Source organism: Streptomyces sp. NPDC003027 (assembly GCF_053591435.1).
The window spans coordinates 64,770-90,445 of record NZ_JBSFTU010000013.1 but is presented as its reverse complement, the minus strand read 5'-3'; the positions used below and the strand labels follow the sequence as shown (position 1 = coordinate 90,445).

The 25,676-nt window shown below is 72.9% G+C and carries 24 protein-coding genes; 12 read left to right on the top strand and 12 right to left on the bottom strand.

The features are described from left to right. Positions 1-56: 56 nt before the first annotated feature. Entirely contained in the window at positions 57-413 is a 357-nt protein-coding gene (locus tag ACWDX6_RS12580) for a cupin domain-containing protein (RefSeq protein ID WP_451484910.1), read from the bottom strand. A 223-nt stretch (positions 414-636) separates the two neighbouring features. Here ACWDX6_RS12580 and ACWDX6_RS12575 point away from each other — a divergent pair, with 223 nt between their 5' ends. From ACWDX6_RS12575 to ACWDX6_RS12560, 4 genes are read left to right on the top strand one after another with little or no spacing between them, the layout of a single operon-like run. Continuing rightward, entirely contained in the window at positions 637-1,482 is an 846-nt protein-coding gene (locus tag ACWDX6_RS12575; RefSeq protein WP_451484909.1) for a hypothetical protein, read from the top strand. Further along, the gene (locus ACWDX6_RS12570; protein WP_451484908.1) at positions 1,466-2,611 is read left to right on the top strand and encodes a hypothetical protein; all 1,146 of its coding nucleotides are present in this window, start codon (positions 1,466-1,468) and stop codon (positions 2,609-2,611) included. The genes ACWDX6_RS12575 and ACWDX6_RS12570 overlap by 17 nt, the downstream gene beginning before the upstream one ends. 49 nt (positions 2,612-2,660) lie before the next feature. Continuing rightward, positions 2,661-3,575: a pseudouridine-5'-phosphate glycosidase gene (locus tag ACWDX6_RS12565; protein ID WP_451484907.1), complete on the top strand. Its 915-nt coding sequence runs from the start codon at positions 2,661-2,663 to the stop codon at positions 3,573-3,575. Further along, positions 3,572-4,468, top strand: a complete 897-nt coding sequence (locus tag ACWDX6_RS12560) for a carbohydrate kinase family protein (RefSeq protein ID WP_451484906.1) — start codon at positions 3,572-3,574, stop codon at positions 4,466-4,468. The genes ACWDX6_RS12565 and ACWDX6_RS12560 overlap by 4 nt, the downstream gene beginning before the upstream one ends. On the opposite strand, the gene ACWDX6_RS12555 is transcribed toward ACWDX6_RS12560, so the two are convergent. Continuing rightward, the gene (locus tag ACWDX6_RS12555; protein WP_451484905.1) at positions 4,449-5,090 is read right to left on the bottom strand and encodes a uridine kinase; all 642 of its coding nucleotides are present in this window, start codon (positions 5,088-5,090) and stop codon (positions 4,449-4,451) included. The two genes, ACWDX6_RS12560 and ACWDX6_RS12555, sit on opposite strands and share 20 nt — an antisense overlap. 97 nt (positions 5,091-5,187) lie before the next feature. Continuing rightward, positions 5,188-5,799: a winged helix-turn-helix transcriptional regulator gene (locus ACWDX6_RS12550; RefSeq protein ID WP_451484904.1), complete on the bottom strand. Its 612-nt coding sequence runs from the start codon at positions 5,797-5,799 to the stop codon at positions 5,188-5,190. A gap of 84 nt (positions 5,800-5,883) precedes the next feature. Between ACWDX6_RS12550 and ACWDX6_RS12545 the strand changes: the two genes are divergently transcribed. Next, on the top strand, positions 5,884-7,095 hold the full coding sequence (locus ACWDX6_RS12545) for a pyridoxal phosphate-dependent aminotransferase (protein ID WP_451484903.1): 1,212 nt from the start codon (positions 5,884-5,886) through the stop codon (positions 7,093-7,095). Between the two features lie 369 nt (positions 7,096-7,464). On the opposite strand, the gene ACWDX6_RS12540 is transcribed toward ACWDX6_RS12545, so the two are convergent. Then, entirely contained in the window at positions 7,465-8,199 is a 735-nt protein-coding gene (locus tag ACWDX6_RS12540; protein ID WP_451484902.1) for a DUF7873 family protein, read from the bottom strand. Positions 8,200-8,279: 80 nt separating this feature from the next. Between ACWDX6_RS12540 and ACWDX6_RS12535 the strand changes: the two genes are divergently transcribed. Both ACWDX6_RS12535 and ACWDX6_RS12530 read left to right on the top strand, forming a co-directional pair. Beyond that, a complete protein-coding gene (locus ACWDX6_RS12535) occupies positions 8,280-8,738 on the top strand; it encodes a hypothetical protein (RefSeq protein WP_451484901.1) in 459 nt (152 codons plus the stop codon). A 12-nt stretch (positions 8,739-8,750) separates the two neighbouring features. Next, a complete protein-coding gene (locus ACWDX6_RS12530) occupies positions 8,751-9,410 on the top strand; it encodes a DUF2293 domain-containing protein (protein WP_451484900.1) in 660 nt (219 codons plus the stop codon). Between the two features lie 15 nt (positions 9,411-9,425). On the opposite strand, the gene ACWDX6_RS12525 is transcribed toward ACWDX6_RS12530, so the two are convergent. The 3 genes from ACWDX6_RS12525 to ACWDX6_RS12515 form a co-directional block, all read right to left on the bottom strand. Then, a complete protein-coding gene (locus tag ACWDX6_RS12525) occupies positions 9,426-10,214 on the bottom strand; it encodes a chaplin (protein WP_451484899.1) in 789 nt (262 codons plus the stop codon). 179 nt (positions 10,215-10,393) lie between these two features. After that, positions 10,394-11,683 carry an SWIM zinc finger family protein gene (locus ACWDX6_RS12520; protein WP_451484898.1) on the bottom strand — a complete coding sequence of 430 codons (1,290 nt, stop codon included), beginning with the start codon at positions 11,681-11,683 and terminating at the stop codon, positions 10,394-10,396. Then, entirely contained in the window at positions 11,680-14,544 is a 2,865-nt protein-coding gene (locus tag ACWDX6_RS12515) for a DEAD/DEAH box helicase (RefSeq protein ID WP_451484897.1), read from the bottom strand. The genes ACWDX6_RS12520 and ACWDX6_RS12515 overlap by 4 nt, the downstream gene beginning before the upstream one ends. Before the next feature lie 196 nt (positions 14,545-14,740). On the opposite strand from ACWDX6_RS12515, the gene ACWDX6_RS12510 reads away from it, so the two are divergent. Beyond that, positions 14,741-15,076, top strand: a complete 336-nt coding sequence (locus tag ACWDX6_RS12510; RefSeq protein WP_451484896.1) for a hypothetical protein — start codon at positions 14,741-14,743, stop codon at positions 15,074-15,076. A gap of 63 nt (positions 15,077-15,139) precedes the next feature. Here ACWDX6_RS12510 and ACWDX6_RS12505 read toward each other — a convergent pair whose 3' ends face one another. Further along, a complete protein-coding gene (locus tag ACWDX6_RS12505) occupies positions 15,140-16,234 on the bottom strand; it encodes an ADP-ribosylglycohydrolase family protein (RefSeq protein ID WP_451484895.1) in 1,095 nt (364 codons plus the stop codon). A gap of 94 nt (positions 16,235-16,328) precedes the next feature. On the opposite strand from ACWDX6_RS12505, the gene ACWDX6_RS12500 reads away from it, so the two are divergent. Continuing rightward, a complete protein-coding gene (locus ACWDX6_RS12500) occupies positions 16,329-16,598 on the top strand; it encodes a DUF6343 family protein (RefSeq protein ID WP_451484894.1) in 270 nt (89 codons plus the stop codon). A gap of 66 nt (positions 16,599-16,664) precedes the next feature. Here the strand turns inward: ACWDX6_RS12500 and ACWDX6_RS12495 are convergent, their stop codons facing one another. The 3 genes from ACWDX6_RS12495 to ACWDX6_RS12485 all read right to left on the bottom strand — a co-directional run bounded on the left by ACWDX6_RS12495 (position 16,665) and on the right by ACWDX6_RS12485 (position 18,876). Next, the gene (locus ACWDX6_RS12495) at positions 16,665-17,033 is read right to left on the bottom strand and encodes a tetratricopeptide repeat protein (protein WP_451484893.1); all 369 of its coding nucleotides are present in this window, start codon (positions 17,031-17,033) and stop codon (positions 16,665-16,667) included. A gap of 203 nt (positions 17,034-17,236) precedes the next feature. Beyond that, positions 17,237-17,854, bottom strand: coding sequence for a dephospho-CoA kinase (coaE, locus tag ACWDX6_RS12490; RefSeq protein WP_451484892.1), 618 nt, complete (start codon positions 17,852-17,854; stop codon positions 17,237-17,239). Positions 17,855-17,937: 83 nt separating this feature from the next. Then, entirely contained in the window at positions 17,938-18,876 is a 939-nt protein-coding gene (locus ACWDX6_RS12485; protein ID WP_451484891.1) for a PAC2 family protein, read from the bottom strand. A 202-nt stretch (positions 18,877-19,078) separates the two neighbouring features. Between ACWDX6_RS12485 and ACWDX6_RS12480 the strand changes: the two genes are divergently transcribed. Beyond that, positions 19,079-20,032, top strand: coding sequence for a right-handed parallel beta-helix repeat-containing protein (locus tag ACWDX6_RS12480; protein ID WP_451484890.1), 954 nt, complete (start codon positions 19,079-19,081; stop codon positions 20,030-20,032). A 117-nt stretch (positions 20,033-20,149) separates the two neighbouring features. Here ACWDX6_RS12480 and rpsA read toward each other — a convergent pair whose 3' ends face one another. Further along, positions 20,150-21,652 (bottom strand): 30S ribosomal protein S1, encoded by a 1,503-nt coding sequence (rpsA, locus tag ACWDX6_RS12475; RefSeq protein WP_401431883.1) that lies wholly within the window; start codon positions 21,650-21,652, stop codon positions 20,150-20,152. A 346-nt stretch (positions 21,653-21,998) separates the two neighbouring features. Here rpsA and ACWDX6_RS12470 point away from each other — a divergent pair, with 346 nt between their 5' ends. Continuing rightward, positions 21,999-22,826, top strand: coding sequence for a class I SAM-dependent methyltransferase (locus tag ACWDX6_RS12470; protein ID WP_451484889.1), 828 nt, complete (start codon positions 21,999-22,001; stop codon positions 22,824-22,826). A 148-nt stretch (positions 22,827-22,974) separates the two neighbouring features. Further along, positions 22,975-25,542: an ATP-dependent helicase HrpB gene (gene hrpB, locus ACWDX6_RS12465; RefSeq protein WP_451484888.1), complete on the top strand. Its 2,568-nt coding sequence runs from the start codon at positions 22,975-22,977 to the stop codon at positions 25,540-25,542. Positions 25,543-25,676: the final 134 nt, after the last annotated feature.

Sequence of the window (25,676 nt, the reverse complement as noted above, 5' to 3'; positions counted from 1 at the left end):
AGGAAACCTTCCTACCATCCTCTCGGCGGGGCTTCCTCCGCCGCGAGCCCCCCGCCTCAGAGGCTGATGTGGTACGCCTTGCGCAGCGTCTCGTGGACGGTCCAGGTGGTCCGGTCGCCCTCGCGCAGCACACAGGCGTCACCGGGCCCGATCTCCAGCGTCTCGCCGCCCTCGACGGCGACCGTGGCGCGTCCGCTGACGACGACGAAGAGCTCGTCGGCCTCGGTGTCGGTCACCACGCCCGGCGTGATCTGCCAGATGCCGCGCACCTGCTTGCCGTCGGCCGACTCCCACAGGACCTTGCCCGTCACCTCGGGCGTGCCCGAGACGACCTGGGCGGGGTCGAGCGGCTCCGGCTCCAGCTCCGCGTCGGGGATGTGCACGGCGAAGGAGGGGCGGTCATGTGTCGTCATGGGCGGTGACTGTAGCGGGGGGGCCGGCCTCGCCCCGCCGTCGGGACCGGTGAAAACGGGGGGACCGCGCCACGGAACCGATCGATGTCACCGCTGGTCCGGGGCGGCGCCTTTGGTCGGCCCAATGTTGGTCGCGGGCAATGCGGCGAGAGCACTGACAGCATGACGTGAGCAGCGTCAAACTCACCGTGAACCCCTCCCCCACCTCCGACAGGAGAGTGCGATGCCGTCGTCAGCCTCCCTTCCCCGCACGCTCGCCCTGACCGCCGCCGCCCTGTTGGCGGCCGCCGCCGTCGCCCCTTCGGCGCACGCGGCGCCGCACGCCGCCGAACTCGCACCGGACGCCCCCGGCGCCTCCTACAAGGCGGCGCACGACACCCTCGGTCCGCAGCACCTCACTCCGGCCCAGCGCAGACTCGGCGCCGCCAAGCAGGCGGAGGCGGCGAGATCCTACGAAGAAGCCCGGCTCCAGGGCGCGCTCGCCGGATACAAGCTGTCCGGCGGTCTGCACCAGTCGCAGAAGACCTCCTACTGGTGCGGCCCGGCCACCCTCGTGATCGCCCAGTCCGCCCGGGACGAGGTCGCGGGCCGGTCCCAGCAGGACGCGGCCACCCTCCTCAAGACGAACACCAACGGCACGGCCTGGTACGGCATCAACATCAACGTCCCCGGTCCGACGGGCTACCCGATGGCCGACGCGCTCAACCACCGCCTCCCCGGCGCCGGATACGTACCCAAGGCGCTGCCCTACACGCCGACCGCCACCGACAAGGCGAACTTCAGACAGCACATCACCCACAACACCGACAACGACTTCGCCATCGCGGGCAACGCCTGGGAGGTACCGGGCGGTCCCCATCTCGTCGGCCACCCCAACATCGAGATCTTCCACTGGGTCGCGATCGACGGCTACAACACCGACACCGCCGCCGCGCAGGTCAACTACCTGGACCCGGTGGGCGGCGTGAGCACGAGCGTGATCTCCTGGGCGGGCTCCGTCCCCAAGTCGGCGCACATCTCGTCCGACACCCTCACCACCATCATGGGCGGCCGTGGGTACGTCTGGTAGGACCCTCCCGGCCTCCCTGGCCGTGCTGCTGACGGGCATCCTGCTGGCAGGGTGCTCGTCGGCCCGGCCCGGCCCCGGCCCGACGCCCGACCGCGCCCGGACGCCCTCCCCCACCGCTCGGCCGAGCGCCCTGACCACCGCCTGCGAGGTACCGCTGCCCGCTGTCTGGCGCTCCGCCTTCGACGCGGGAGAGCTGCGCGCGCCGGACGGCGAACGGGCCGTCCTCACCGACGCCGGGCCCGGCTGGACCGCCGTCCAGCTCACCGGCGGCGGACAGCGGCGCGCCGCTCTGGTGCGGACGGGCTCGGCGCCCCGCACCCTGCTCGACCTCGCCGATTCCGTCGAACACCAGCTCCTCGCAGCCGACTTCGACGGCCGCCGGTGGGCCGCGTTCGCCGTCCTCGAAGGCCGGACACTGGACAGCCCGTGGAGCCTGTACCTCTGGGACGCCGGTACAGGGAAGGCGAAGCGCCTCGCGCGCGCCGACCGTCCGGGTCCCCTCCCCCGGCCGGTCGTCCGCGACGGCACGGTCCACTGGGCGCAAGGCGTGGGCGGCGGAAAGGCGACCGTCTACGCGGCTCCGGCCGCGGGCGGAACCCCCCGCGCCCTGCGCACGGGGGTGATGGACACGCCGTTCGCCGCCGGAGAGCTGCTGGTGTGGCGCGAATCCGCCGGCTCCGGCACGCGGCTGACCGCCGTGTCCCCGAAGGACGGGCGGACGGTCCCGCTGCCCGCTCCCCTCGCCGCGCTCCGGAACATCCGGTCCGTCGTCTCCGACGGCCGGACCTGGGCCTGGGTCGCGGGTGAGTCCGAGCCCCGGCTCATGGTGTGGCGTACGGGAGACGCACGACCGACGGCGGCCGTCACCACACCACCGGCCGTCGACGGCATGGACCAGCTCCGGATCAGCGGCCGACTGGTCACCTGGCGCACACCGGAGACCTCCTACGCCCTGGACCTCGGCTCCGGCTCGTACGCGCGGATCACCCCCGCGTACGGATACGCGCAGGCCGGCGGCGGGGCGCTGGCGCTCGCGTACAGCGTCGGCAACCCCAAGGCGAGCGGCTCGCGGGCGGTGGTCCAGGTGGTGGACACGGGCCGGCTGCCGGCGCTGCCGCGCTGTGGCTGAAGATCGCCACGGAGGTTTGACCGGCCCGCCGTCGCGCCAGAGATGGGACATGTCCACACAGGTGTCCGAAGAGGTACGGGAGGCGCTCCACGAGGGCCGTCCCGTGGTCGCGCTCGAATCCACGATCATCGCCCACGGCCTGCCGCGCCCCCGCAATCTCGCCGTGGCACGGGAGTTGGAGGATCTGGTACGGCAGGGCGGCGCCGTGCCCGCCACCATCGCCGTGATCGACGGGGTGGCCCATGTCGGCCTGGACGACGACCGGTTGACCCGGATCGCGGAGGACCCGGCGGTCCGGAAGCTCGGGCACCGCGATCTGGCGCCCGCGCTGGCGACCGGGGCGACCGGGGCGACGACCGTCTCCGGGACCGCCTGGCTGGCGCACTCCGCCGGCATACGGGTCTTCGCGACCGGCGGGCTCGGCGGCGTCCACCGGGAGTGGAGCGAGAGCCAGGACGAGTCGGCCGACCTGCGGCTGCTCTCTCGGGTCGGGGTCACGGTCGTCTGCGCGGGCGTGAAGTCGATCCTCGACGTCCCGGCGACGCTGCAGCGCCTGGAGACCCTGGGTGTACCGGTCGTCGGGTACGGCACGGAACACTTCCCCGGCTTCTATCTGGCCTCCTCCGGCGAGCCGGTGGACTGGACGCTGCGGACGCCCGAGGAGGTGGCCGGAGTGATACGCGCCCAGGACGAGCTCGGTGAGCCGTCCGCCGCGCTGATCGTGGCCAACCCGGTGCCCCTGGCGGACCAGCTGGACCCCGGGCTGCACGACCGGGTCCTCGCCCAGGGCCTCGCCGCGGCGCGGGAGAAGGGGGTCACGGGGCAGGCGGTGACACCGTTCCTGCTCGAATACCTGACGGTGCACACGGACGGCGCGTCCCTGGAGGCCAACCTCGCGGCGGTGCGCGGCAACGTCCGGCTCGCGGCGCGGATCGCGACCGCGTACGCAGTAGCGGGCGCATGAGGGGCCTGCTGGTCGTCGGTGACGTGGTCACCGACGTCGTCGCCCGGCACCGGAGTCCGCTCGCGCCCGCGACCGACACGGCGGCCGAGATCCGCACGCTGCCGGGCGGTGCGGGCGCCAACGTCGCCTGCTGGGCGGCGCGTTCGGGCTGCGCTGACGTGCGGCTGCTGGGCCGGGTGGGGACCGACGCGGCCGACTGGCACGAGGGCGCGCTGCGGGCGGCAGGCGTGCGCCCGCTGCTGGTCAGGGACGCCGAGGCCGCCACGGCCACGGTGATAGCGCTGGTCGACGCGGACGCCGAGCGCACGTTCCTGACGGACAGCGGCGCCGCGTTGCGCCTGTCCCCGGCCGACTGGTCGCCCGCCTTCCTCGACGGGGTCGCCCGTCTTCATCTGTCCGGGTACCTCTTCTTCGCCGCGGCGAGCCGCGCGACGGCACGGCGGGCACTCATGGACGCGCGCGAGGCGGGGATCCCCGTGAGCGTGGACCCGGCCTCCGCGGGGTTCCTGGCCGGGCTGGGCGCGGACCGTTTCCTGGCGGAGGCCGAGGGTGCGCAGGTGCTGTTCCCCAACGCCGACGAGGCCCGGCTGCTGACCGGGCACGCCGGACCGGCCGAGGCCGCGGCGGCGCTGAGCCGGATCTTCCCGCTGGTGGTGGTCACCGTGGGCGGGAAGGGCGCCGTGGTGGCCGAGTCCGGGACGGTGACGGCCGAGGTCGCGGCGCCTGCCGTCCGGGCGGTGGACTCCACGGGCGCGGGCGACGCCTTCACCGGGGCTTTCCTGGCGGCCCGGCTGGCGGGCGCGGACGCGCCCGAGGCGGCGGAGTCCGGCTGCCGGGCGGGCGCGGAGGCGGTGGCGTCGGTGGGCGGCCGGCCTATGACGGCCGGCCCCTGAGCCCCGTCCAGGCCGGGTGGCGGGGGTCGTCGGCGCGGACGACGACGTCGGCGGCTTCGGAGGGGCCGACCTCGTGCTCGTACCGTTCGAAGGCGGGCAGCGTCCAGGGCTCCTCGGTGCGGCGGGCGAGGGCGGCCGGGGAGAGCCGCAGGTGCACGGTCAGGTCGAAGGGGAACCAGTGCCCGAGCAGGAACGGGCCGTGCAGCAGCAGCACCCCGCCGGGTGGCAGGGTGACGTACGGGCTGCGGGTCGCCCGGTCCGTGACGGGGTCCCAGAGGTCGGGCAGCACGCGCCCGCTGCCGCCGGCCTCCAGCGGCCCGAAGACCTCGCGCCAGAGCGCGCCCGTGTCGAACCAGCCGCTGTAGTAGGCGTCGGGGTCGCGTTTCCCGTACTCGTACCGCAGAGACGCGGGCCGTAGGAACCCGCCGGTCCCCACCACCAGTACGGCCCGGCCGCGCAGCCGCAGGGCGGCCCCGATCCGCCCGGCGGTCTCCCCGGTGGGGGCCGTGGGCGCGCCGTCGATGGCGACCTTGAGCCAGTCGCCGCCGCCGGGGGCCGTTCCGTCGAGGTGCGCGGCCAGGGTGTCGGCCAGTCGCTCCCAGGTGATCGCTTGGAATCGCACAGACGTCATAGTGACGGTTCGGCCGGGCCGGGGAGGCGGTGCGGCACCGGGAAACGCTCGGCGAGGATCTCTGTCCCGCCGGTTGCCGGGTCCGGTCTCACGGGACGCGGAGGGTCTCGTCGAGTTCGGCCCGGCCCGCCGCGACCGCCTCCGCGAGTGTCAGCTCTCCGCTCGCCAGGGCCCGGCAGGTGGCCGTGTCCGTCCGCAGGAAGGCGTCGGCCGCCTCCGCCGGCCCGTCGCCGTACGCGGCGGTGCCGTCGCTCCCGATCCGCACATGGAACTCTCCCTCGTCGAGCGTCACCTGGGTGATGCCCGGGCCCCGCTCCTCCAGCGCGCGCAGCAGGGGGATCGCGGACCAGTGCGCCCGTACGGCGTCGGTCGGCCGCGGTTCACCGAGGACGGGCGCTCCCCACTCCGCCAGGGCGCGCAGGACGGGCAGCAACGCCGTGCCCCGGCCGGTGAGTTCGTACACGTACGCCGAGGCGGGCGGTGGCAGCCTGCGGCGCGTGACGAGGTCGGCGGCCTCCATCTCCTTGAGGCGACCGGCCAGCATGTCCGTGCTGACGCCGGGAAGATCGGCGTGCAGGTCGGTGTAACGGCGCGGCCCCGCGAGGAGTTCACGGACGATCAGCAGCGTCCAGCGGTCGCCGACGGCATCGAGGGCGCGGGCGGCGGCGCAGTACTGGTCATAGCTTCGGCGACGTGGCATGCGACGCAGTCTAGACAAGTTGTTGGACTTTCCAAGCTCGAACTTGGTAAAACCAAGCATCAAGTCCTTCTGGGAGGTCGTCGCATGGAGTTCCGGCAGTCGAGCAAGCTGAGCGAGGTCTGCTACGAGATTCGCGGCCCGGTGATCGAGCACGCCAACGCCCTGGAGGAGGCCGGTCACAGCGTCCTGCGCCTCAACACCGGCAACCCGGCGCTCTTCGGCTTCGAGGCCCCCGAGGAGATCGTCCAGGACATGATCCGGATGCTCCCGAAGGCCCATGGGTACACCGACTCGCGCGGTGTCCTCTCCGCCCGGCGCGCCGTCGCCCAGCGCTACCAGGCCCTGGGCCTTCCCGACGTCGACGTGGACGACGTCTTCCTCGGCAACGGCGTCTCCGAGCTGGTCTCCATGGCCGTCCAGGCGCTCCTGGAGGACGGCGACGAGGTCCTGGTCCCCGCGCCCGACTACCCCCTGTGGACGGCGGTGACCACCCTCGCGGGCGGCAAGGCGGTGCACTACCTCTGCGACGAGTCGGCCGACTGGTACCCGGACCTCGACGACATGGCCGCGAAGATCACCGACCGGACCAGGGCGGTCGTGATCATCAATCCCAACAACCCCACCGGAGCGGTGTATCCGCGGGAGATCGTCGAGGGCATCCTCGACCTCGCCCGCCGTCACCAGCTGATGGTCTTCGCCGACGAGATCTACGACCAGATCGTCTACGACGACGCCGTCCACCACACCGCCGCCGCCCTCGCCCCCGACCTCGTCGTCCTCACCTTCTCCGGCCTCTCCAAGACGTACCGGGTCGCGGGCTTCCGCTCCGGCTGGCTGGTCGTCACCGGTCCCAAGCAGCACGCGAGGAGCTATCTGGAGGGGCTGACGATGCTGGCCTCCATGCGCCTGTGCCCCAACGCCCCCGCGCAGTACGCCATCCAGGCCGCGCTCGGTGGCCGGCAGTCGATCCACGAGCTGACCGCCCCGGGCGGCAGGCTGCGCGAACAGCGCGACAGGGCGTGGGAGAAGCTCAACGAGATCCCCGGCGTCTCCTGTGTGAAGCCGAAGGGCGCGCTCTACGCCTTCCCGCGCCTCGACCCCGCCGTGCACAAGATCCACGACGACGAGAAGTTCGTCCTCGACCTGCTGCTGCGGGAGAAGATCCAGGTGGTGCAGGGCACCGGCTTCAACTGGCCGCGCCCGGACCACTTCCGCATCCTGACCCTGCCGTACGCCGACGATCTCGACGCGGCGATCAGCCGCATCGGCCGCTTCCTGGGCGGCTACCGCCAGTGAGAGCGGCCCGGAAACGGGAGCGGGCCCGAGGGCGTAGCCTGCCCCCGGGCCCTGTCGATGCCGCTCACATCACACGCCGGCACGCTTGAGGACCCGGGTCAGTCGTCATTGCGCCGCGTCCTGCCATTGGACCACCGCCGATCGAAGCTCGGCGGACCAGATTCGAACTGGCATTTCGACGCACCAGGGCCCGGGCCCGGTCGATCCGGCGATGAGCGGCGAATGCTGAGTCTGGAGCAATAGTCTGAGTTTGAACGCGACCCCCGTCAGAAGGGCCGCGGATTCACGACAAGCTTCAGCTTCAGCTTTGCGCTCCTCGCGCGCCCCGGCCGTGTTCCGTGGTGGCCGGGGAGTCCGTGTACGTCCCGGCTACCCGAAGAGGTAACCGAAGACGGCGTCGCCGACCCGCTGGTCGGTGACCTCCCCGCTGTTCGCCTCCTCACGGGCGAACTTCACCGCCTGCTGGAGCTTCTCCACCCGCTCCAGGAGTTCGTTCACCCGCCGCGCCGGCAGGGCGCCGGAGAACTTCACCGTCGTCCAGTAACCGACCGGGACGTCCTCGTAGTACACCTCGACCTGCGCCGGGTGCTTCTCCGTCGCCTCCGCCTTCACATGGTTGCGCGGCACCTTCTTCGTCCGGACCGTGCGGACGACCTCGGTCTTCCACGCGTCGGTCGACGGGTCCAGGGTCCAGGACTCGGCGGCGTCCAGGACGGGCAGCTTGCGCACGAAGGCGTTGATGTCCGTCAGCTGCTTCTCCAGGAAGAGGAGGTACGCGACGGGCACCTGGCCCACCAGGACACGCCCGTCGACCGTGATGTCGGCGCGTGCCTCGCAGTTGGCCCAGTCCTTGGTGGCGGTCACATCGAACAGCCGGGTCAGCGCCCGCGCGGTGTCGCGCAGCACGTCCTCGGCCTTCACCTGCACCAGCGTGGACTCGGGCGGAAGCTGCTCGCCCTCCTCGTCCTTCGGCTGGTACGTACGGGAGATGCCGGCGAGCAGCGCGGGCTTCTGCAGCCCGTGGTGCGCCGCGGTCAGGTCCTGGTGCGCGCGGGACTTGACGCCCTTCTCCACTGCGATGATCTGATTGAGTTTCGTTGCCACGTGACGGACCCTAGCCGGGGACCGGGCGATGAATCGAACTGTTTTCTGGGCCACTTGAGACGCATGAGGAGCTGCCGGTCATGGGAACGGCCCTGATCGCCGTGGCGGGGACCCTGCTCGGTGTGATCGCGACGCACTGGTTCCAGGGCCGGGCCGCCGAGCGCACGGCGGGCCTCGCCCGTGCCGAGCAGCTGCGCCAGGAGCGGATCGCGACCTACAGTGCCTTCGCCGGTGCCGTCGTCGACTACCGTCGCAGCCAGCACGACCGGTGGTTCCGGGCGGCGCGGCATCCCGGCTCGGAGGAGGCGGAGGAAGCGCGCTACGCCTCGTACCACCAGCGCACCGCCGCCCTCCAGGCCCTCTTCCGGGTCCAGTTGGTCTGTGACGACCCGGCCACCCGCCGACTGGCCGAGTCGGCGCTCGAGGTGACCAACTGCCTGCACGAGGCGGTCGACGAGGAGGACCGCGCCCGGCGCTCGCGGGAGGCGAAGGAGGCGCTCGATCTGTTCATCGCCTCCGCCGCGCCCGGAGTGCACTGAGGGAGGCCCGCCATGGACCTCGTCGCGCCCGTCGTCGTCGAGCCGCTCCGGCGCCGGCGCTGTTCGGAGTGCCACCAGGGGCCGCTGGAGCGGATGGTGGTGGAGTTCCACTCCCCCGTCTGCCTCGACTGCGCCGACCTCGGCCATCTCGTCTTCCTGCGCCGCGGTGACACGGCGCTCACCCGCCGGGCGCGGGAGGGCAGTTCGCTGTGGGCGGTGGTGGTACGGCACAACCGGCGCCGCACCCGGTACGAACGTCAGGGGCTGCTGGTCGAGGAGGCCGCGCTGGTCCGGGCGGAGGAGGCGTGCCTGGCGGACGCGGAGGCACGGGCGCGCCGGCGGGCCAGGGACGCGGCGCGGCGGGCGGAGCGGGACGCGCGGGTCACGGCGGAGCTGGAGGCCGAGATCCTGCGGCTGTTCCCGTCCTGCCCGGTGGAGCGGGCCGCGGAGATCGCGGCCCACGCCTCGGAGAAGGGCAGCGGACGCGTAGGGCGGACGGCGGCCGGGCGGGCCCTCGACCGCGGTGCGGTCACCGCCGCGGTGCGGGCGTCCGTACGGCATGTCGACACCGAGTACGACACGCTGCTCATGCGGGGCGTTCCCCGCCACCAGGCCCGGACGAGGGTCGCACCGGCCATCGAGGCGGTGCTCCGGGCCTGGCGCCGGACGTGAGGGTCCTGGCGGACCTCAGATCTCGCCGCCCGCGCGGCGGGAGCGGCGGTACAGCAGCGCACCGCCGAGCAGCGCCGCGGCGCTCGCCGGGACGGCGTAGCCGATCAGGTCCGCGCCCGTGTCGGCCAGCGAGACGGAGCTGGTCTGCGGACCGGCCGCCGGAGCCGGCTCGTCGGTGTCGGTGTCGGTTTCGGTGTCGGTGCTCGGGGCGGGCAGGGTCGTGGCCGGCTTGGGCTCCTCGCCGGGGCCCTCGGGCGTGCCGGGGCCGTTGACCGAGGTGTTGCCGAAGGCGGGGTTGCCGATGCCCACGACGTTGACGGAGTTGCCGCTGACGTTCACCGGGAGGTCGATCGGCAGCTGGATGCCGTTGCCGGAGATGATCCCGGACGAGCCGTGCGTGACTCCCTCGGCCGTGGCGCCGCCGCCGCTGTTGCTGGAGCCGCCCTGGGAAGAACCGCCCTGGGAGGGGCCGCCGCCACCCTCGCGGTCGCGCGGGGTACCCGGCAGGTCCTTGTGCCTGCCGTCGCCACCGCGCTGGGAGCCGTATCCGTCGGACGAGCCCGACCGGTTCTCACAGCGGTTGCCGAACGCCGGGTTGAGCAGTCCGACGACGTTGATCGTGTTCCCGCACACGTTGACCGGGACGTGCACGGGCAGCTGAACGGTGTTGCCCGAGATCGCGCCCGACGACCCGACCGCGGCGCCCTCTGCACCGGAGCCGGCGTGCGCGGCGCCCGCCGAGAGCGCGAGCGCGCCACCCGTGACCATCAATGTGGCCAGACCACTTCGGCGCATGTGCCTCATGGCTTCCTGCCTTCCGGAGGTTTTCACGGGCACTCGCCCGTACCGCAATTAACGCGATTCAGACCCGCCCGGATCAGGCCTCTGGCTTGTTTCACTCGTTTGAGTGGGTTTGAGGCTCGCAATATGACCTCACGCGCTGCGACGGAGGCCGCGGAACGGCCTTCCGTCCGGTCTCTCTGTCACCGCCCCAGCAGATCGGTGAGCGCGCCGACGGGATCGGCGTCAGGGGTGCCGCGAGGCCACCAGTCCTCCCGGTCGGCGTCCGACTCGTATCCGTACCAGAGGCCGTCCCGCCCCAGGCGGAGCTGGAGGGAGCGGGTCGACAGCCGGTTGCGCCAGGGGCGGAAGGCGGGGTAGTCCGCGGCGAGCAGGGCCGGGCGGGCCCGGTCGAAGGGGCCGGCGGGCGGGTCCCAGGGCTCTTCCAGGACCGTGAGACCGGCGAGACCGCCCTGGCGCCAGGCGGCGACGGCGCGCGCAAGATCCGTCGGGGTGCGGTCGAGGGCGTACGCCAGGTCGCGGTAGAGCGCGCGGGTCGACGCGGTGAGGCCGGAGCCGGGGTGCGCGGCGGCCAGCCGGACGGCGTCCTGCCAGGGGGTGAGGGCGGCGACCGGGTCGTGCCCCGTGGTCAGGAAGGCGTGCGCTCGGGCCGCGGCCTCCGAGGCGAGCAGATCGAGGGCGAGGGGGTCGGGGGCGGCCGGGTCGGGCGGGTGGACCGGAGGGCGGCCGGGGTGGGCGGGGACCGGAAGCGGCGGGGGCAGCGGCACCATCGGTCTGGGCGCGGCGCCGTCGGCGGTGGAGCCGAGGACGGCGCGCGCCGGGACCGACGCCAGGACGGGCGGGGCGGCGCCGGTCTCGGCGGCGGAACGGGCGGCGTTGCGGCGGGTGAGCGCGGCGAGGAGCTCCTGTTCACCGCGTCCGCGCATCAGGAAGAGGACGAAGGGGTCCTCGTCGAGGAGCCGCGCGGACTGGTAGCAGAGGGCGGCGGCGTGCTTGCAGGGGTAGCCGTCGTCGGGGCAGGAGCAGTCGGGGATCAGGTCACCGGGCGCGGGCAGCAGTCCGGTGACGGCTTCGAGGGCGTGCGGGACGTCCTTGTCGAGCAGGGCGGCGATGTGGTCCGGCCGGGCGGCCGCCTCGTCGAGGAAGCGCTCCCAGTCGTCGTCCCCGAGGGTGCGGAGCCGGATCTCCGTGCGGTACGGCCGGGGGCGGGTGCCGTGGACGTAGGCCACGACCCGGCCCGGGGTGACCGTGATCGCGTCGACGTGGCCGCGTCCCGCGTACGCCTTGCCGCGGGCCAGGCGCGCCGGGTCGAGCGCGGTGTCCTCCAGTGCCTCCACCCAGGCGTTGCCCCACCAGGTGGCGGCGAACCGCCCGTCCGGCGCCTCACGCGGCGCGAGCTGGGGGAACGTACGGCGACGGTCGTCGTGGCGAGGGAGGCCGGGGCGGGCGCCGGACGGCCGGCGGGGGCTCATGACGGCCTCCTCAGCGATACGAGGTCCGCCAGTTCGCGGTCGGTCAGTTCGGTCAGCGCCGCCTCGCCGGAGCCGAGGACGGCGTCGGCGAGGGCCTGCTTGGCGCGGAGCATGTCGGCGATGCGGTCCTCCACCGTGCCCTCGGCGATGAGCCGGTGGACCTGGACGGGCTGGGTCTGGCCGATGCGGTACGCGCGGTCGGTGGCCTGCTCCTCGACCGCCGGGTTCCACCAGCGGTCGTAGTGCACGACATGACCGGCCCGGGTCAGGTTGAGTCCGGTGCCCGCGGCCTTCAGCGAGAGGAGGAAGACGGGCACCTCACCGGCCTGGAAGCGGTCCACCATCCGCTCCCGTTCGGCGACCGGCGTGCCGCCGTGCAGCAGTTGGGCCGGGATCGCCCGGGCGGCCAGATGGTCGGCGAGGAGCCGCGCCATGGAGACGTACTGGGTGAAGACGAGGACGGAGCCGTTCTCGGCGAGGATCGTGTCGAGGAGTTCGTCGAGCAGGGCGAGCTTGCCCGACCGGCCCGCGAGGCGGGCCGTGCCGCCGCCCTTCGCGGTCTGTTCCTTGAGGTACTGGGCGGGGTGGTTGCAGATCTGCTTGAGCGAGGTCAGGAGCTTCATGACAAGCCCGCGGCGCGCGATGCCCTCGGCGCCCTCGATGTGAGCCATGGTCTCCCGCACCACCGCCTCGTAGAGCGAGGCCTGTTCGCGGGTGAGGGGCACGGGGTGGTCGGACTCCGTCTTGGGCGGCAGTTCGGGGACGATGCCCGGGTCGGACTTGCGGCGGCGCAGCAGGAACGGCCTGACCAGCCGGGCGAGCCGCTCGACCGCCTCGTCGTTCTCGATCTCCTCGCTGTTCTCCACAGCGCGGGCGTGGCGGGAGCGGAACGCCTTGAGGGGGCCGAGGAGCCCGGGGGTGGTCCAGTCGAGGAGGGCCCACAGCTCGGAGAGGTTGTTCTCCACGGGGGTGCCGGTGAGCGCGACCCTCGCCGGTGCCGGGATGGCGCGCAGCGCCTTGGCGGTCGCGGAGAACGGGTTCTTGACGTGCTGGGCCTCGTCGGCGACGACCATCCCCCATTCCTGTTCGGCCAGCTGGGAGGCGCTGGTGCGCAGGGTGCCGTACGTGGTGAGGACGATCCCGCCGGTGCCGGAGCCGCCGTCGGCACCGTCCAGGGTGCGGTCGGGGCCGTGGAAGCGGCGTACGGGGACGCCGGGGGCGAACCGCTGGACCTCCCGCTGCCAGTTGCCGAGCAGGGAGGCGGGACAGACCACGAGGGTGGGCGCGCGGCGAGCGCGCTTCAGATGCAGGGCGATGAGGGTGACGGTCTTGCCGAGGCCCATGTCGTCGGCGAGGCAGCCGCCGAGGCCGAGCGAGGTCATCAGGTCCAGCCAGGCGAGGCCGCGCAGCTGGTAGTCGCGGAGGGTGGCGTCGAGGCCGGGGGGCGGTTCGACGGCCTCGGGGCCGGCGAGGAGCCGGTCCCTCAGGGTCGCGAGCGCCCCGACGGGCACGGCCCGGACGGTCTCGCCGTCGACCTCCGCGCTGCCGGTGAGGGCGACGGCGAGCGCGTCGACGGGTTCCAGCAGGCCGAGCTCGCGTTTGCGGGCCTTGCGGACCAGGTCGGGGTCGATGACCACCCACTGGTCGCGCAGGCGCACGATGGGCCGGTGCGACTCGGCGAGGGTGTCCATCTCGCGTTCGGTGAGCGGGTCGCCGTCGAGGGCGAGCTGCCAGTTGAAGCGGAGGAGCTCCTCGCTGTCGAAGAACGCCGTGCCGTCGGTGGCGGAGCCGGGCGCGGAGAGCGCGGGCCGGACGACGGCGGAGGCGCTGAGCGAGCGGGCCAGTTCGCGTGGCCAGTGGACGGCGACGCCCGCGTCGGCGAGCCGCGCGGCGGCGGGTCCGAGCAGCTCGTACAGCTCGTCCTCGGTCAGCGCCAGGACGTCGGGCACATCGCGCTCGAGGAGCCGGCCGAGCGGCGGCCATACGCGGGCCGCCCTGCGGAGGGCGAGGAGCGCGTCGATCCGGGCGCGCGGCCCGAAGTGCTCGTCGCCGTCACCCGCCCACAGGGCGGCGGCGTCGATGACGAGGGTGGGGTCGGCGAGGCTGTGGACCTGGAGGAGGGCCGCGGCCGCCTGCCGCTCGTCGCCGCCCTCGTCGGCGATGTCGAAGAGTTCGTACCCCGCGAGGTCGAGCCGGAGCGAGACGCGGACCCCGGCGTCCATGCCGGCCGCGGCCTCGGCCGCCCAGGCACGCGCGCGGGGCAGGTGCTGCGGTTCGCGGGCGGCGAAGGGCGCGCCCACCGCGCAGGCCGCGGCGGGGGTGCGGGGCAGGGTGTCGGCGACCGCGTCGAGGAAGGCGCGCACCAGCGCCTCCGGCTCGGGCAGCCGGAGCGGGCCGCCGCCGGGCACGGGCACGGCGTGCGCCTCGTACGGCATGGCGGCGGCGACGGCCCGGAGGTGGGCGATGTCGTCGGCGTCCAGCGGCCCGGCCCGCCAGGCGTCGAGGTCGTCGGCGGTCAGTCCGGGCAGCAGCCGGCCGCGCGCCGTCAGATGCAGGGCGTGCAGGGCGGCGGCGCCCCAGCAGGCGGAGGCCGGGTGGGCGCCCGGATGGTGGCGCGCCGCCACGAGGTGGGGCAGGGCGTCGGCGACGGAGAGGACCACCGCGCGCACGGTGCGGCCGCGCACCCCGGCGCCGTGCCGGCGCACGACCGTCAGCTCCTCCACCGAGGACGCGCCCGCCTCCTCCGCGGGCGGGCCGTCGGGCAGCGCGCCCCCGTCCGGCGCCCAGAAGGCGACGCGCCCCTCGCGGGGCAGGGCGGCCGGCAGGAAGACGGCGGCGCGGCTGTACAGGGCGTGGGTCACGGCACCGCTCACCTTCCCGTTCCGACGGATCCCGACTGGACCTCCGACCTTACGGGTGGGGTCTGACAACGGCCCTCACACCGCTTCGCCCGGGCGGCCCAGCAGCGGGTGACAGCCCCTCCGGCAGGCGGCAGGGTGGCGAGGAACAGGGCCGCGACAGGTTCAGCGGCCTTCGCCCGACAGACGAGGATCCGCCATGTCCGTTCACCGGCGTCTCGGCACCGCCTCCGGGGCCGCGCTCCTGACCCTCGCCGTCGCGGGCTGCTCCGGCCTGGACCGCACCGCGGCGGGCACGATCAGGTACGAGACGCCGGACGAGGTCGAGGTGACCGTGACGAGCCCGTCGGTCAAGGGCTGCCACGTGCTCGCGCAGGACGGCGCGACGAAGATCGAGAACCTGACGGCGGTCGACCTCATCGTGTACCCGACGCCCGACTGCACGGGCGAGGACAGCTCCTATGTCCCCGCCAGGTCGGGCGACACCATCGTTCCCGGCAGCCCTCCCTGGCGCAGCTACAGCGTCGTCCACTAGACGACCGCGTCGGCCGGCTCTCGTCGGGCAGTGCCGAGGAGCGGGGGCCGTTCCACTCCCGCGTCAGCAGGCGGGATACCGCTCGAACGGGTGAACGGGCACTCCGGGCCTGAGTTCGCGGTGCTCGACCTGCAACGACAGATCGTCGGCCAGCTCGGTGATGACGGCCCGCCCCTCCGTCATCATCAGCCACTCCAGCGGCAGTTGCGCGTCCCCGTGCAGGGCGCCCAGGAGGTTGCCGCAGACGGCGCCGGTCGAGTCGCTGTCTCCCGAGTGGTTGACGGAGAGCAACAGGGCCTGCGCCACGGAGTGGGTGCGGACGAGCACGCAGTACACGGCGATGGCCAGGGTCTCCTCGGCGACCCAGCCCGCGCCCAGGGTCTCCACCCGCTCGGGTCCGGGCCGCCCGGCACCGGCCAGGTCGACCGCCGCCCGCAGCGCGGCCGTCGTCTCCTCGTGGCCGGGTCGGCGCCGCAGCAGCTCCATCGACCGCAGGACGGCGCCCTCCGCCGACTCCCCTTCGAGCAGATACGCCACGATCGCGGCGAACGCACCGGAAGCCAGGGCCGCGGTGGGGTGCCCATGGGTGATCTGGGCGCACGCGGCGGCCAGTTCGAAGGCACTGTCGGCGGTCTCACCGATCAGCCCGAAGGGGGCCGAGCGCATGACCGTGCCGCACCCCTTCGACTGGGGGTTGACCGGCCCGGTGCCGATCTGCCCGTAGCGCGGGGGCACATGTCCGGCCGCGACGCCGGTGAGGCACGCGTTGCCCGGTGCCCGTCGCGCGTACAGCCAGGGCTGGGTGCGCAGCCAGCCCGTACGGACGGTGTCCGTACCACCGCGGGCGGGCGGAGCGGGGTGGTTCTGGGTGTCGAGCCAGCGCCGGTACGCCTGCTGGACGCAGGCGGTCTGAGCGCCGTCGCCCTCGCTGACGGACCGCGCGCGGGCGCGGATGAGCCCTTCCGCGGTGAAAAGGGTCATCTGGGTGTCGTCGGTGACCCGTCCGATCACCCCGTCCGTGTCCGGCACCATGTCGGCGAGCCCGTACTCGCCGTGGGTCCGCCGGATCGCCTCCAGGGAGAGGAACTCGACGGGGTTGCCCAGAGCGTCCCCGATGGCCCCGCCCAGCAGGCAGCCCCGTACCCGGGAGCGGCGCACAGCCGCCTCCCACCCTGTTCGTCCGTTCACATCTCCCCCTCACGGGTACACCTTCAGTAGGCGCTCGGGCCCCTCGCCGGGAAAGGCGACGGTCATGCGTACTGGAAGTGAGCCGACGACCGCACGCAGTCCCCTGCGCATGCGGTTCTGGCTGAGTATATGGGGGCTGATCTGGGCGGTCTTCGGTACGACGGCGTTCGCCCTGGCCGGTAGGCCGGGGTGGGCCGCCGCCTGCGGGGTGCTGTTCCTGGTCGTTCTCGTCGACATGGCGATGGTCGTGCGTCGTCTCCGTCAAGGCCCGCACTGGCAGCCTGGGCGGGACGTTCCCCCGTACGAACCGGACCACGGCGGCCCGCGCCGCTGACCCGTCCGGTCGCCGGGAAGACCGTCGGCGGGAAGACCGTCGGCGGGAAGACCGTGGGCGGAGCCCTCAGTCCTCGGTGCCGAAACGGGCCGCCTCGATGTACTCCGGCTTCGGGTCGAGCGCGGCCGCGAGCCGGAAGTGGCGGGTGGCCTGGTCGGGGCGCCCGGAGCGCTGGAAGGTGCGGGCGAGCGCGAAGTGGGCGAAGGCGTTGTCGGGCTCCCGTTCGAGGACCAGTTCGAACTCGAGCTCGGCGGGTCGCAGTTGGGCGGCGGCGAAGAAGGCGCGGGCGCGCAGCAGCCGTGCCGCGGTGTTCTCGGGGTGGGCGGCGATCACCGAGTCGAGCAGCTTCACGGCACCTCGCGGGTCCCGCGCGGCGAGCAAATGCTCGGCGGCGCGAAAGTCGATGACGTGGGTTTCCGGGTTCCTCTCGGCCACGGTGACATCCTTCCCCTTGCTCCGGCGGTTCAACATGGGGCGCGGCAGCGGTATTCCGTACGGAATGACGATCCGACCACCGTGCCCCCGCGATCCTCTACCCACGCGGGCCGTGGCCGATCGACCGCGGTGACGCCTCTTCGCGGTGCGGCGCGGCCCGACCGGACTCGCTCCGGCTTGGGCCGGGCTCGGTCGGGCCCGGCTCAGGGGGCTTGGCGGTCGTCCGCCGCGGCCCGGCGCGTCAGCTCCGTCCAGACCTTCCTCACCTGCGGTTCGAGCGCCTCCAACGGCCCGTCGTTGTCGATGACGAGATCCGCGACGGCGCGCCGCTGCGCGCGCGTGGCCTGGGCCGCCATCCGGGCGCGTGCCTCCGGCTCGGCCATGCCACGCAGCCGTACCAGCCGGTCGAGCTGTGTCTCCGGGGACGCGTCCACGACCACGACCAGGTCGTAGAGCGGGGCGAGCCCGTTCTCGGTGAGCAACGGCACGTCGTGGACGACCACGTCGTCCGGCCCGGCCTCGCTCTCCAGCTCGGCGGAGCGGGCACCGACCAGCGGGTGCACGATGGCGTTGAGGGTGGCCAGCCGGTCGGCGTCGGCGAAGACGATCGAGCCGAGCTTCGGCCGGTCGAGCGTGCCCTCGTCGGTCAGGATGTCCGCACCGAACGCCTCCACGACGGCCGCGAGCCCGGGAGTGCCGGGCTCGACGACCTCGCGGGCGATCCTGTCGGCGTCGATCAGCACGGCTCCGTACGAGACGAGCAGCCGCGACACTTCACTCTTGCCGGCGCCGATACCGCCGGTCAGGCCCACCTTCAGCATGAGCGGCAGCTTAGGGCCCCCGCCCGCGCGACGCCCTCGGGGGTTGTGCGTCGCTCGGGGGGTTACGCGTCGCCTTCGGGGGGTTACGCGTCGCCCTCGCGCTCGGCGAGGAAGCGCTCGAACTCACGGCCGAGCTCGTCCGCCGACGGCAGGTCGACGGGCTCGGCGACCAGGCTGCCCCGCGTCTCGGCGCCCGCCATGGCGTCGTACTGGTGCTCAAGGCCCTGGACCAGCGCCACCAGCTCCTCGTCACCCTCACGGATCTGGCGGTCGATCTCGGTCTGCGTGCGCCGCGCCTCCGTGCGCAGCGCGTGGGCGATACCGGGCAGGACGAGACCCGTGGCGGCGGTGATGGCCTCCAGGACGGTCAGGGCGGCGTCCGGGTAGGAGGCCCGGGCGACATAGTGCGGAACGTGCGCCGCGACACCGAGGGTGTCATGGCCCCACTCCGAGAGCCGGTACTCGACGAGCGCTTCGGCGCTGCCGGGCACCTGCGCCTCGTCGAAGGGGCTGCGGTGGCCCGGCATGAGGTCGGTGCGGCTGCCGTGCGGCGTGAGCCCGACGGGACGGGTGTGCGGCACTCCCATGGGGATGCCGTGGAAGTTCACCGCGAGCCGTACCCCCAGGCGCTCGACGATCTGGCGGATCGCCGCGGCGAAGCGCTCCCACTCGACGTCCGGCTCGGGGCCGGAGAGCAGCAGGAAGGGCGCGCCGGTCGCGTCCTGCACGAGGCGGACCTCGATGGCGGGAGTCTCGTACGCGGTCCAGCGGTCGCGCCGGAAGGTGAGGAGCGGTCGGCGGGCGCGGTAGTCCACGAGCCGGTCATGGTCGAAGCGGGCCACCAGCTGGTGCGGCAGAGTGTCGAGCAGGCGGTCGACGATCTGCTCGCCGGCCTCACCCGCGTCGATGTATCCGTCGAAGTGGTAGAGCATGACCAGCCCGGCCGACTCCTGCGCCAGCGCCAGGTCCACCACGGCCAGGCCCTTCTGGTCCCATTCGTACAAATCCTGGGGATCAAGCACGGTTACCGCTCCTCCTCGCGTTCCTCAGGGGGAACGTCGCCGATGGGCCGGCCATTCCCCGCAGGTGATCCTTCTTCCGCACCCACTGGTCCAGACCTTGACATGCTCATGGGCCCTCCCTACCGTCACGGGCAGCACCGCGTTCAGCCTGTCGTTCGCCGTACATGTACGAGAACCCTCGCTTCTACGGGAAGGCACCCCCATGCACCCCCGAACGCCGCTCCTGTCCCTGCTTCCGTTGACGGCCCTCCTCGCCGTGCCGCTCGCCGCGACACCGGCCGCCGCGGCCACCATCGAGGTGTCGACCGCCGCCCAGCTCAAGACGGCGCTCACCAACGTCCGGCCCGGCGACACGATCCACCTCGCCGACGGGACGTACACCGGGAACTTCAAGGCCACCACCCCGGGCACCTCATCCGCCCGGATCACCCTCACCGGCTCCTCGCGCGCGGTGCTCACCGCCGGCGGCGGCTACGGCCTGCACCTCAACGGCGCCTCGTACTGGACGGTCAAAGGCGTCACCGTGACCGGCGGGCAGAAGGGGATCATGACTGACACGGCGAACGGCGTGGTGATCGACGGGGTCACCGTGCACGGCCTGGACATGGAGGGCGTGCATTTCCGCAACTCCAGCAGGAACGGTGTCATCAAGAACTCGCGGATCTACGACACCGGCAACGACGGGCGCGGTATGGGCGAGGGGGTCTACGTCGGGAGCGCCAACACCCTCTCCGACAAGAGCGACAACGCGCAGATCCTGAACAACACGATCGGGCCGGACGTCGGCGGGGAGGCGGTCGACATCAAGGAGGGCACCACCGGCGCGAGGATCGTCGGGAACACCTTCGACGGGCGCGGTCTCACCGGCGCCAACTTCGACGACTCCTGGGTGGACGTCAAGGGCAACAACGTGCTGGTGGAGAACAACACCGGCCGCAACACCACCGACAACGGTTTCGAGACCCACAGCCAGCAAAACGGCTGGGGCTGCGGGACGGTCTTCCGTGGCAATCGGTCGGATCTGACGGGCGCGTCGGGCGCCAAGCGGCTGGCGATCTACGTCACCAACCAGAGCGACAGCTGCAGGACGACGGTGTACGGCTCGAACACGGTCACCGGCGGAAGGGGGCTGACGAACATCGCCGTCACCCCCTGAGCGGCCGGCCGTGAACCGTCCCGCCCTGAGCCGTCGTCCTCCGAACGACGCAAGGCCCGCTCCCCCGAGGGGGGAGCGGGCCTTGTCGCTTCAGCCTGTCAGCTGGTGGTCAGAGCGTCAGCTCTGGCCGCCGGCCAGCTTCTCGCGCAGGGCGGCCAGGGCCTCGTCCGACGCCAGGGCGCCGGAGTTGTCGTCCGACTCCGAGGAGTAGGAGCCACCCGAGACGCCCGCCGGGGCACCGGCCGGAGCGGCGGTGCCACCCTCGGCAGCGGCGGCCTCGTCGGCCTCGCGGGACTTGATGACCTGAGCCTGGTGCTGCTCGAAGCGCTGCTGCGCCTCGGCGTACTGGGTCTCCCAGGCCTCGCGCTGGGTCTCGTAGCCCTCGAGCCAGTCGTTGGTCTCGGGGTCGAAGCCCTCGGGGTAGATGTAGTTGCCCTGGTCGTCGTAGGACGCGGCCATGCCGTACAGGGTCGGGTCGAACTCGACCGAGGCCGGGTCGGCACCGAAGGACTCGTTGGCCTGCTTCAGCGAGAGGCTGATGCGACGACGCTCGAGGTCGATGTCGATGACCTTGACGAAGATCTCGTCGTTGACCTGGACGACCTGCTCCGGGATCTCCACGTGGCGCTCGGCCAGCTCGGAGATGTGGACCAGACCCTCGATGCCCTCGTCCACGCGGACGAACGCACCGAACGGAACCAGCTTGGTGACCTTGCCGGGAACGACCTGGCCGATCTGGTGCGTCCGGGCGAACTGCTGCCACGGGTCCTCCTGCGTCGCCTTCAGCGACAGGGAGACACGCTCGCGGTCCATGTCCACGTCGAGAACCTCGACGGTGACCTCCTGGCCGACCTCGACAACCTCGGAGGGGTGGTCGATGTGCTTCCAGGACAGCTCGGAGACGTGCACGAGGCCGTCGACGCCACCCAGGTCCACGAAGGCACCGAAGTTGACGATCGAGGACACGACGCCGGAGCGGACCTGACCCTTCTGGAGGGTCGTGAGGAACGTCTGGCGGACCTCGGACTGGGTCTGCTCGAGCCAGGCACGGCGGGACAGGACCACGTTGTTGCGGTTCTTGTCCAGCTCGATGATCTTCGCCTCGAGCTCCTTGCCCACGTAGGGCTGGAGGTCGCGAACACGGCGCATCTCGACCAGGGAGGCCGGGAGGAAGCCGCGGAGGCCGATGTCGAGGATGAGACCACCCTTGACGACCTCGATGACGGTACCGGTGACGATGCCGTCCTCTTCCTTGATCTTCTCGATCGTGCCCCAGGCGCGCTCGTACTGGGCCCGCTTCTTCGAGAGGATCAGGCGGCCTTCCTTGTCCTCCTTCTGGAGGACCAGGGCCTCGATCTCGTCGCCGACCTTGACGACCTCGTTCGGGTCGACATCGTGCTTGATCGAGAGCTCGCGGCTCGGGATGACACCTTCGGTCTTGTAACCGATGTCGAGCAGGACCTCGTCCCGGTCGACCTTCACGATGACGCCGTCGACGATGTCGCCGTCGTTGAAGTACTTGATCGTCTCGTCGATCGCGGCGAGGAAGGCTTCCTCGTTACCGATGTCGTTGACCGCAACCTGCGGGGTGGTGGCGGTGGTCTCGGTGCTGCTCGTCATGTGGGAAAGGGCTCCGGTTACGGACAGAAAGTCGTAGGTACTGCTACGCCGTGAGCCCGTATCGCACCAAGAAGCCGGACAGCCAATGAAGCGCCGTCCCGCGCGAACGGGGGGCGCCTCGAAAACCGAGGGGACATACAACAGGTACGAGCGCGGCCTGCTCCGTCTGAGGCGCGCAGGCCCGCAGCGCAACCTTTAGCATACGGGGGCGGCCGGACAGGGTCAATGCGCGAAGCGCGCACCCGGGGCAGATCGCCGCATAACCGGCACAACTCAAGTCACCCCACGCCTCCGGGCCACAGGGGCCGCGCAGCCGCGCTGTGCGCAAACTACATCGACGGGCGAGATGAACCAAGAGTACGGACCGGCAGACGAGGGCGGGCTGGAGCCCGCGGCGACCCGTCGTGACGCCGGGGACGCGGAGAGCAGCCGGGCGAGTCGCGGGTGGTGGGACCGGAACGCCGACGAGTACCAGAGCGACCACGGAGCGTTCCTCGGGGACGACCGGTTCGTCTGGGGTCCCGAAGGGCTCGACGAGGCCGACGCCGGACTGCTGGGTCCGGCCGGCTCGCTGAGTGGCCTGGACGTCCTGGAGATCGGGGCGGGGGCGGCGCAGTGCTCCCGCTGGCTCGCCCGGCAGGGCGCCAGGCCGGTCGCGCTGGACCTCTCGCACCGCCAGCTCCAGCACGCGCTGCGGATCGGCGATGACGTTCCGCTGGTCGAGGCGGACGCGGGAGCGCTGCCCTTCCGGGACGGCTCCTTCGACCTGGCCTGCTCGGCCTACGGCGCGGTGCCATTCGTGGCCGACCCGGTGCGGGTCTTCCGTGAGGTGCGCCGGGTACTGCGGCCCGGTGGCCGGTGGGTCTTCTCGGTGACGCATCCGATCCGCTGGGCGTTCCCGGACGAGCCGGGCCCCGAGGGCCTGTCGGTCGCTGCGTCCTACTTCGACCGCACTCCCTATGTCGAGCAGGACGAGGAGGGGCGGGCGGTGTACGTCGAGCACCACCGGACGATCGGGGACCGGGTCCGGGACGTGGTGGCCGGCGGTTTCCGGCTGGTGGACCTGGTGGAGCCCGAGTGGCCCGCCTGGAACGACCAGGAGTGGGGTGGCTGGTCACCGCTGCGGGGCAACCTGATCCCGGGGACGGCGATCTTCGTCTGCGTCCGCGACTAGGCGGCCGCGCGCGAGACCGGTCACGAGGTCGGTCACAAGATCGGTCACCAGGTCGATCACGAGACCGGTCACGAGGCTGGTCATATGAACGCACCGGCCCTGTGGACAGCGGGCGTCGTCGGTGGCGGCGACGTACGAGACTGAGTGCGTGATCCGAAACGACGCACTCGACCGTCTACCCGTCCGCCATGCCGTCCCCGAGCTGCTGAGCACGCTCGACGAGCGGGGCACGGCCGTGTTGTACGCGCCTCCCGGCACCGGCAAGACGACGCTGGTGCCGCTGGCGCTCGCGGGGCTCATAGGGGACGGGCCGCGGCGGCGGGTGCTGGTGGCCGAGCCGCGCAGGATGGCGGTGCGGGCGGCGGCGCGGCGGATGGCGTGGCTGCTGGGCCAGGAGGTCGGCGAGGCCGTCGGCTTCTCGGTCCGCGGCGAGCGGCGGGCCGGACCCGCGACGCGGGTCGAGGTGGTCACGACCGGCGTCCTGCTCCAGCGCCTCCAGCGCGACCAGGAGCTCTCCGGCGTGGACGTGGTGCTGCTCGACGAGTGCCACGAGCGGCATCTGGACGCGGACACGGCGATGGCGTTCCTCGTGGACGTACGGGCGACGCTGCGGCCGGAGCTGAAGCTGATCGCCGCCTCGGCGACCAGCGACGCGGAGGCGTGGGCGGAGCTCCTCACGGTCCTGGACGGTTCGGGCCCGGCGCCGATCGTGCGGGCGATGGGCGAGGGACACGGCTGCCGTGTCCTGTTCGCCCCACCGCCGGCCGGGATCCGGCCGGCGCACGGCACGTGGGTGGATCCGGCCCTGCTGCGGCACGTGGCGGCGATGGTGCGGCTGGCGCTGGAGCGGCACGACGGAGACGTCCTCTGCTTCCTTCCCGGTACGGGAGAGATCGCGCGCACGGCCGGAATGCTGGACGGGGTGGACGCTGAGGTCCTCCAGCTGCACGGCCGGGCCCCGGCCTCCGTGCAGGACGCGGTGCTGCGCGGGACGGAGCCGGGCGGGAGCCGCAGGGTGGTCCTGGCGACGGCCGTGGCGGAGTCGAGCCTGACGGTGCCGGGGGTGCGGATCGTGGTGGACTCGGGGCTGGCCCGGGAGCCGCGGATGGACCACGCGCGGGGCCTCGGCTCGCTGGCGACGGTGCCGGTGTCGGTCGCCGGAGCCACCCAGCGCCTGGGCCGGGCGGGGCGGGAGGCGTTCGGGACGGTGTACCGCTGCTGGGCGGAGGCGGACGACGGGCGCCGGGCGAGGTTCCCGTCCCCGGAGATAAGGATCGCGGATCTGGCCTCGTTCGCCCTGCGCACGGCCTGCTGGGGCGATCCCTCCGCGGCCGGGCTCGCACTGCTGGACGCCCCGCCCGCCGGCGCGATGGCGGCGGCCCGTTCCGTACTCACGGCGATCGGCGCGGTGGACGAGGACGGCGGGGCTACGGAGCGTGGGGTTCGGATGTCCCGGCTCGGCGTGCATCCCCGATTGGCCCGTGCGCTGCTCGACGGCGCGCCCTCGGTGGGCGCCCGGCGGGCGGCCGAGGTGGTGGCGCTGCTGGGCGAGGAGCCGCCGCGGGAGTACGGCGACGACCTGGCGGCGGCCTGGCGCTCGGCGCGGCGGGGCGGCGACGGGTACGGGGCGCGATGGAGGACGGAGGCTCGGCGCCTGGAGCGGTCGATCGCCGAGGCGGGGACCGCCCCGCGCGGCTCGGGGGCCGGCGCGGCGGCGGGTGCTCCGGTCGCCGGGGACGACGCCGCCGCCGGGCTGGTGACCGCCCTGGCCTTTCCTGAGCGGGTGGCCCGGGCGCGTCCGGGCGGGGGGTTCCTGATGGTGTCGGGCACGGGTGCCTCGCTCGCGGAGGGTTCCGCTCTGCGCTCGGCCCCCTGGCTGGCCGTCGCCGTGGCGGACCGGACGGCGCAGAACGCGACGGCGCGGGTGCGGCTGGCGGCCGTGGTGGACGAGGACGTGGCGCGTGCCGCGGCCGGGCATCTGCTGACCGCCGGGGAGGAGGTCCGCTGGGAGGACGGGGACGTGGTCGCCCGCTCCGTGTCGCGCCTGGGCGCAGTGGAGCTGGCGGTGCGCCCGCTCCGGGAGGAGGCCGACGCCGGTCTCGTCCGTGAGGCGCTGCTCGACGGGCTGCGGCGTGAGGGCCTGGGGCTGCTGCGGTGGGGCCGCGAGGCGGAGGAGCTGCGGCGGCGGCTCGGTTTTCTCCACCGGGTCCTGGGCGAGCCGTGGCCCGACGTCTCGGAGCAGGTGCTGCTCGACCGGGCGATGGAGTGGCTGGAGCCGGAGCTGTCCCGTGCGCGGCGGCAGTCCGACCTCGGCCGGATCGACGCCGGTCAGGCGCTCCAGCGGCTGCTGCCCTGGGCGACGGGCGAGGCGGCCAGGCTCGACGAGCTGGCGCCGGAGCGGATCGAGGTGCCCAGCGGCTCGCGGATACGCGTCGACTACGGCGGCGAGCAGCCGGTCCTGGCGGTCAAGTTGCAGGAGATGTTCGGGCTCGCCGAGACGCCACGGGTCGCCGGGACGCCGGTCCTGGTCCATCTCCTCTCCCCCGCCGGCCGTCCGGCGGCCGTCACGACCGATCTGGCCTCGTTCTGGCGGGAGGGCTATCGGTCGGTGCGGGCGGAGCTGCGCGGCCGCTACCCCCGGCATCCGTGGCCGGAGGACCCCGGGGCGGCCCCACCGACCCGGCACACCAGCGCACGGATCAGACGGGAGCGGTGACTTCACATGACCCGTTGCCCTTGAGGGTCTGGATGATCTATGGCGGCGACGAGGGCGCGCATGGTGGGCCTCCCGGTGCTCGATCTGATGCGGCGTCAGGGAGGGGACACCGTAGCAACGCGGCGTGAGATGAG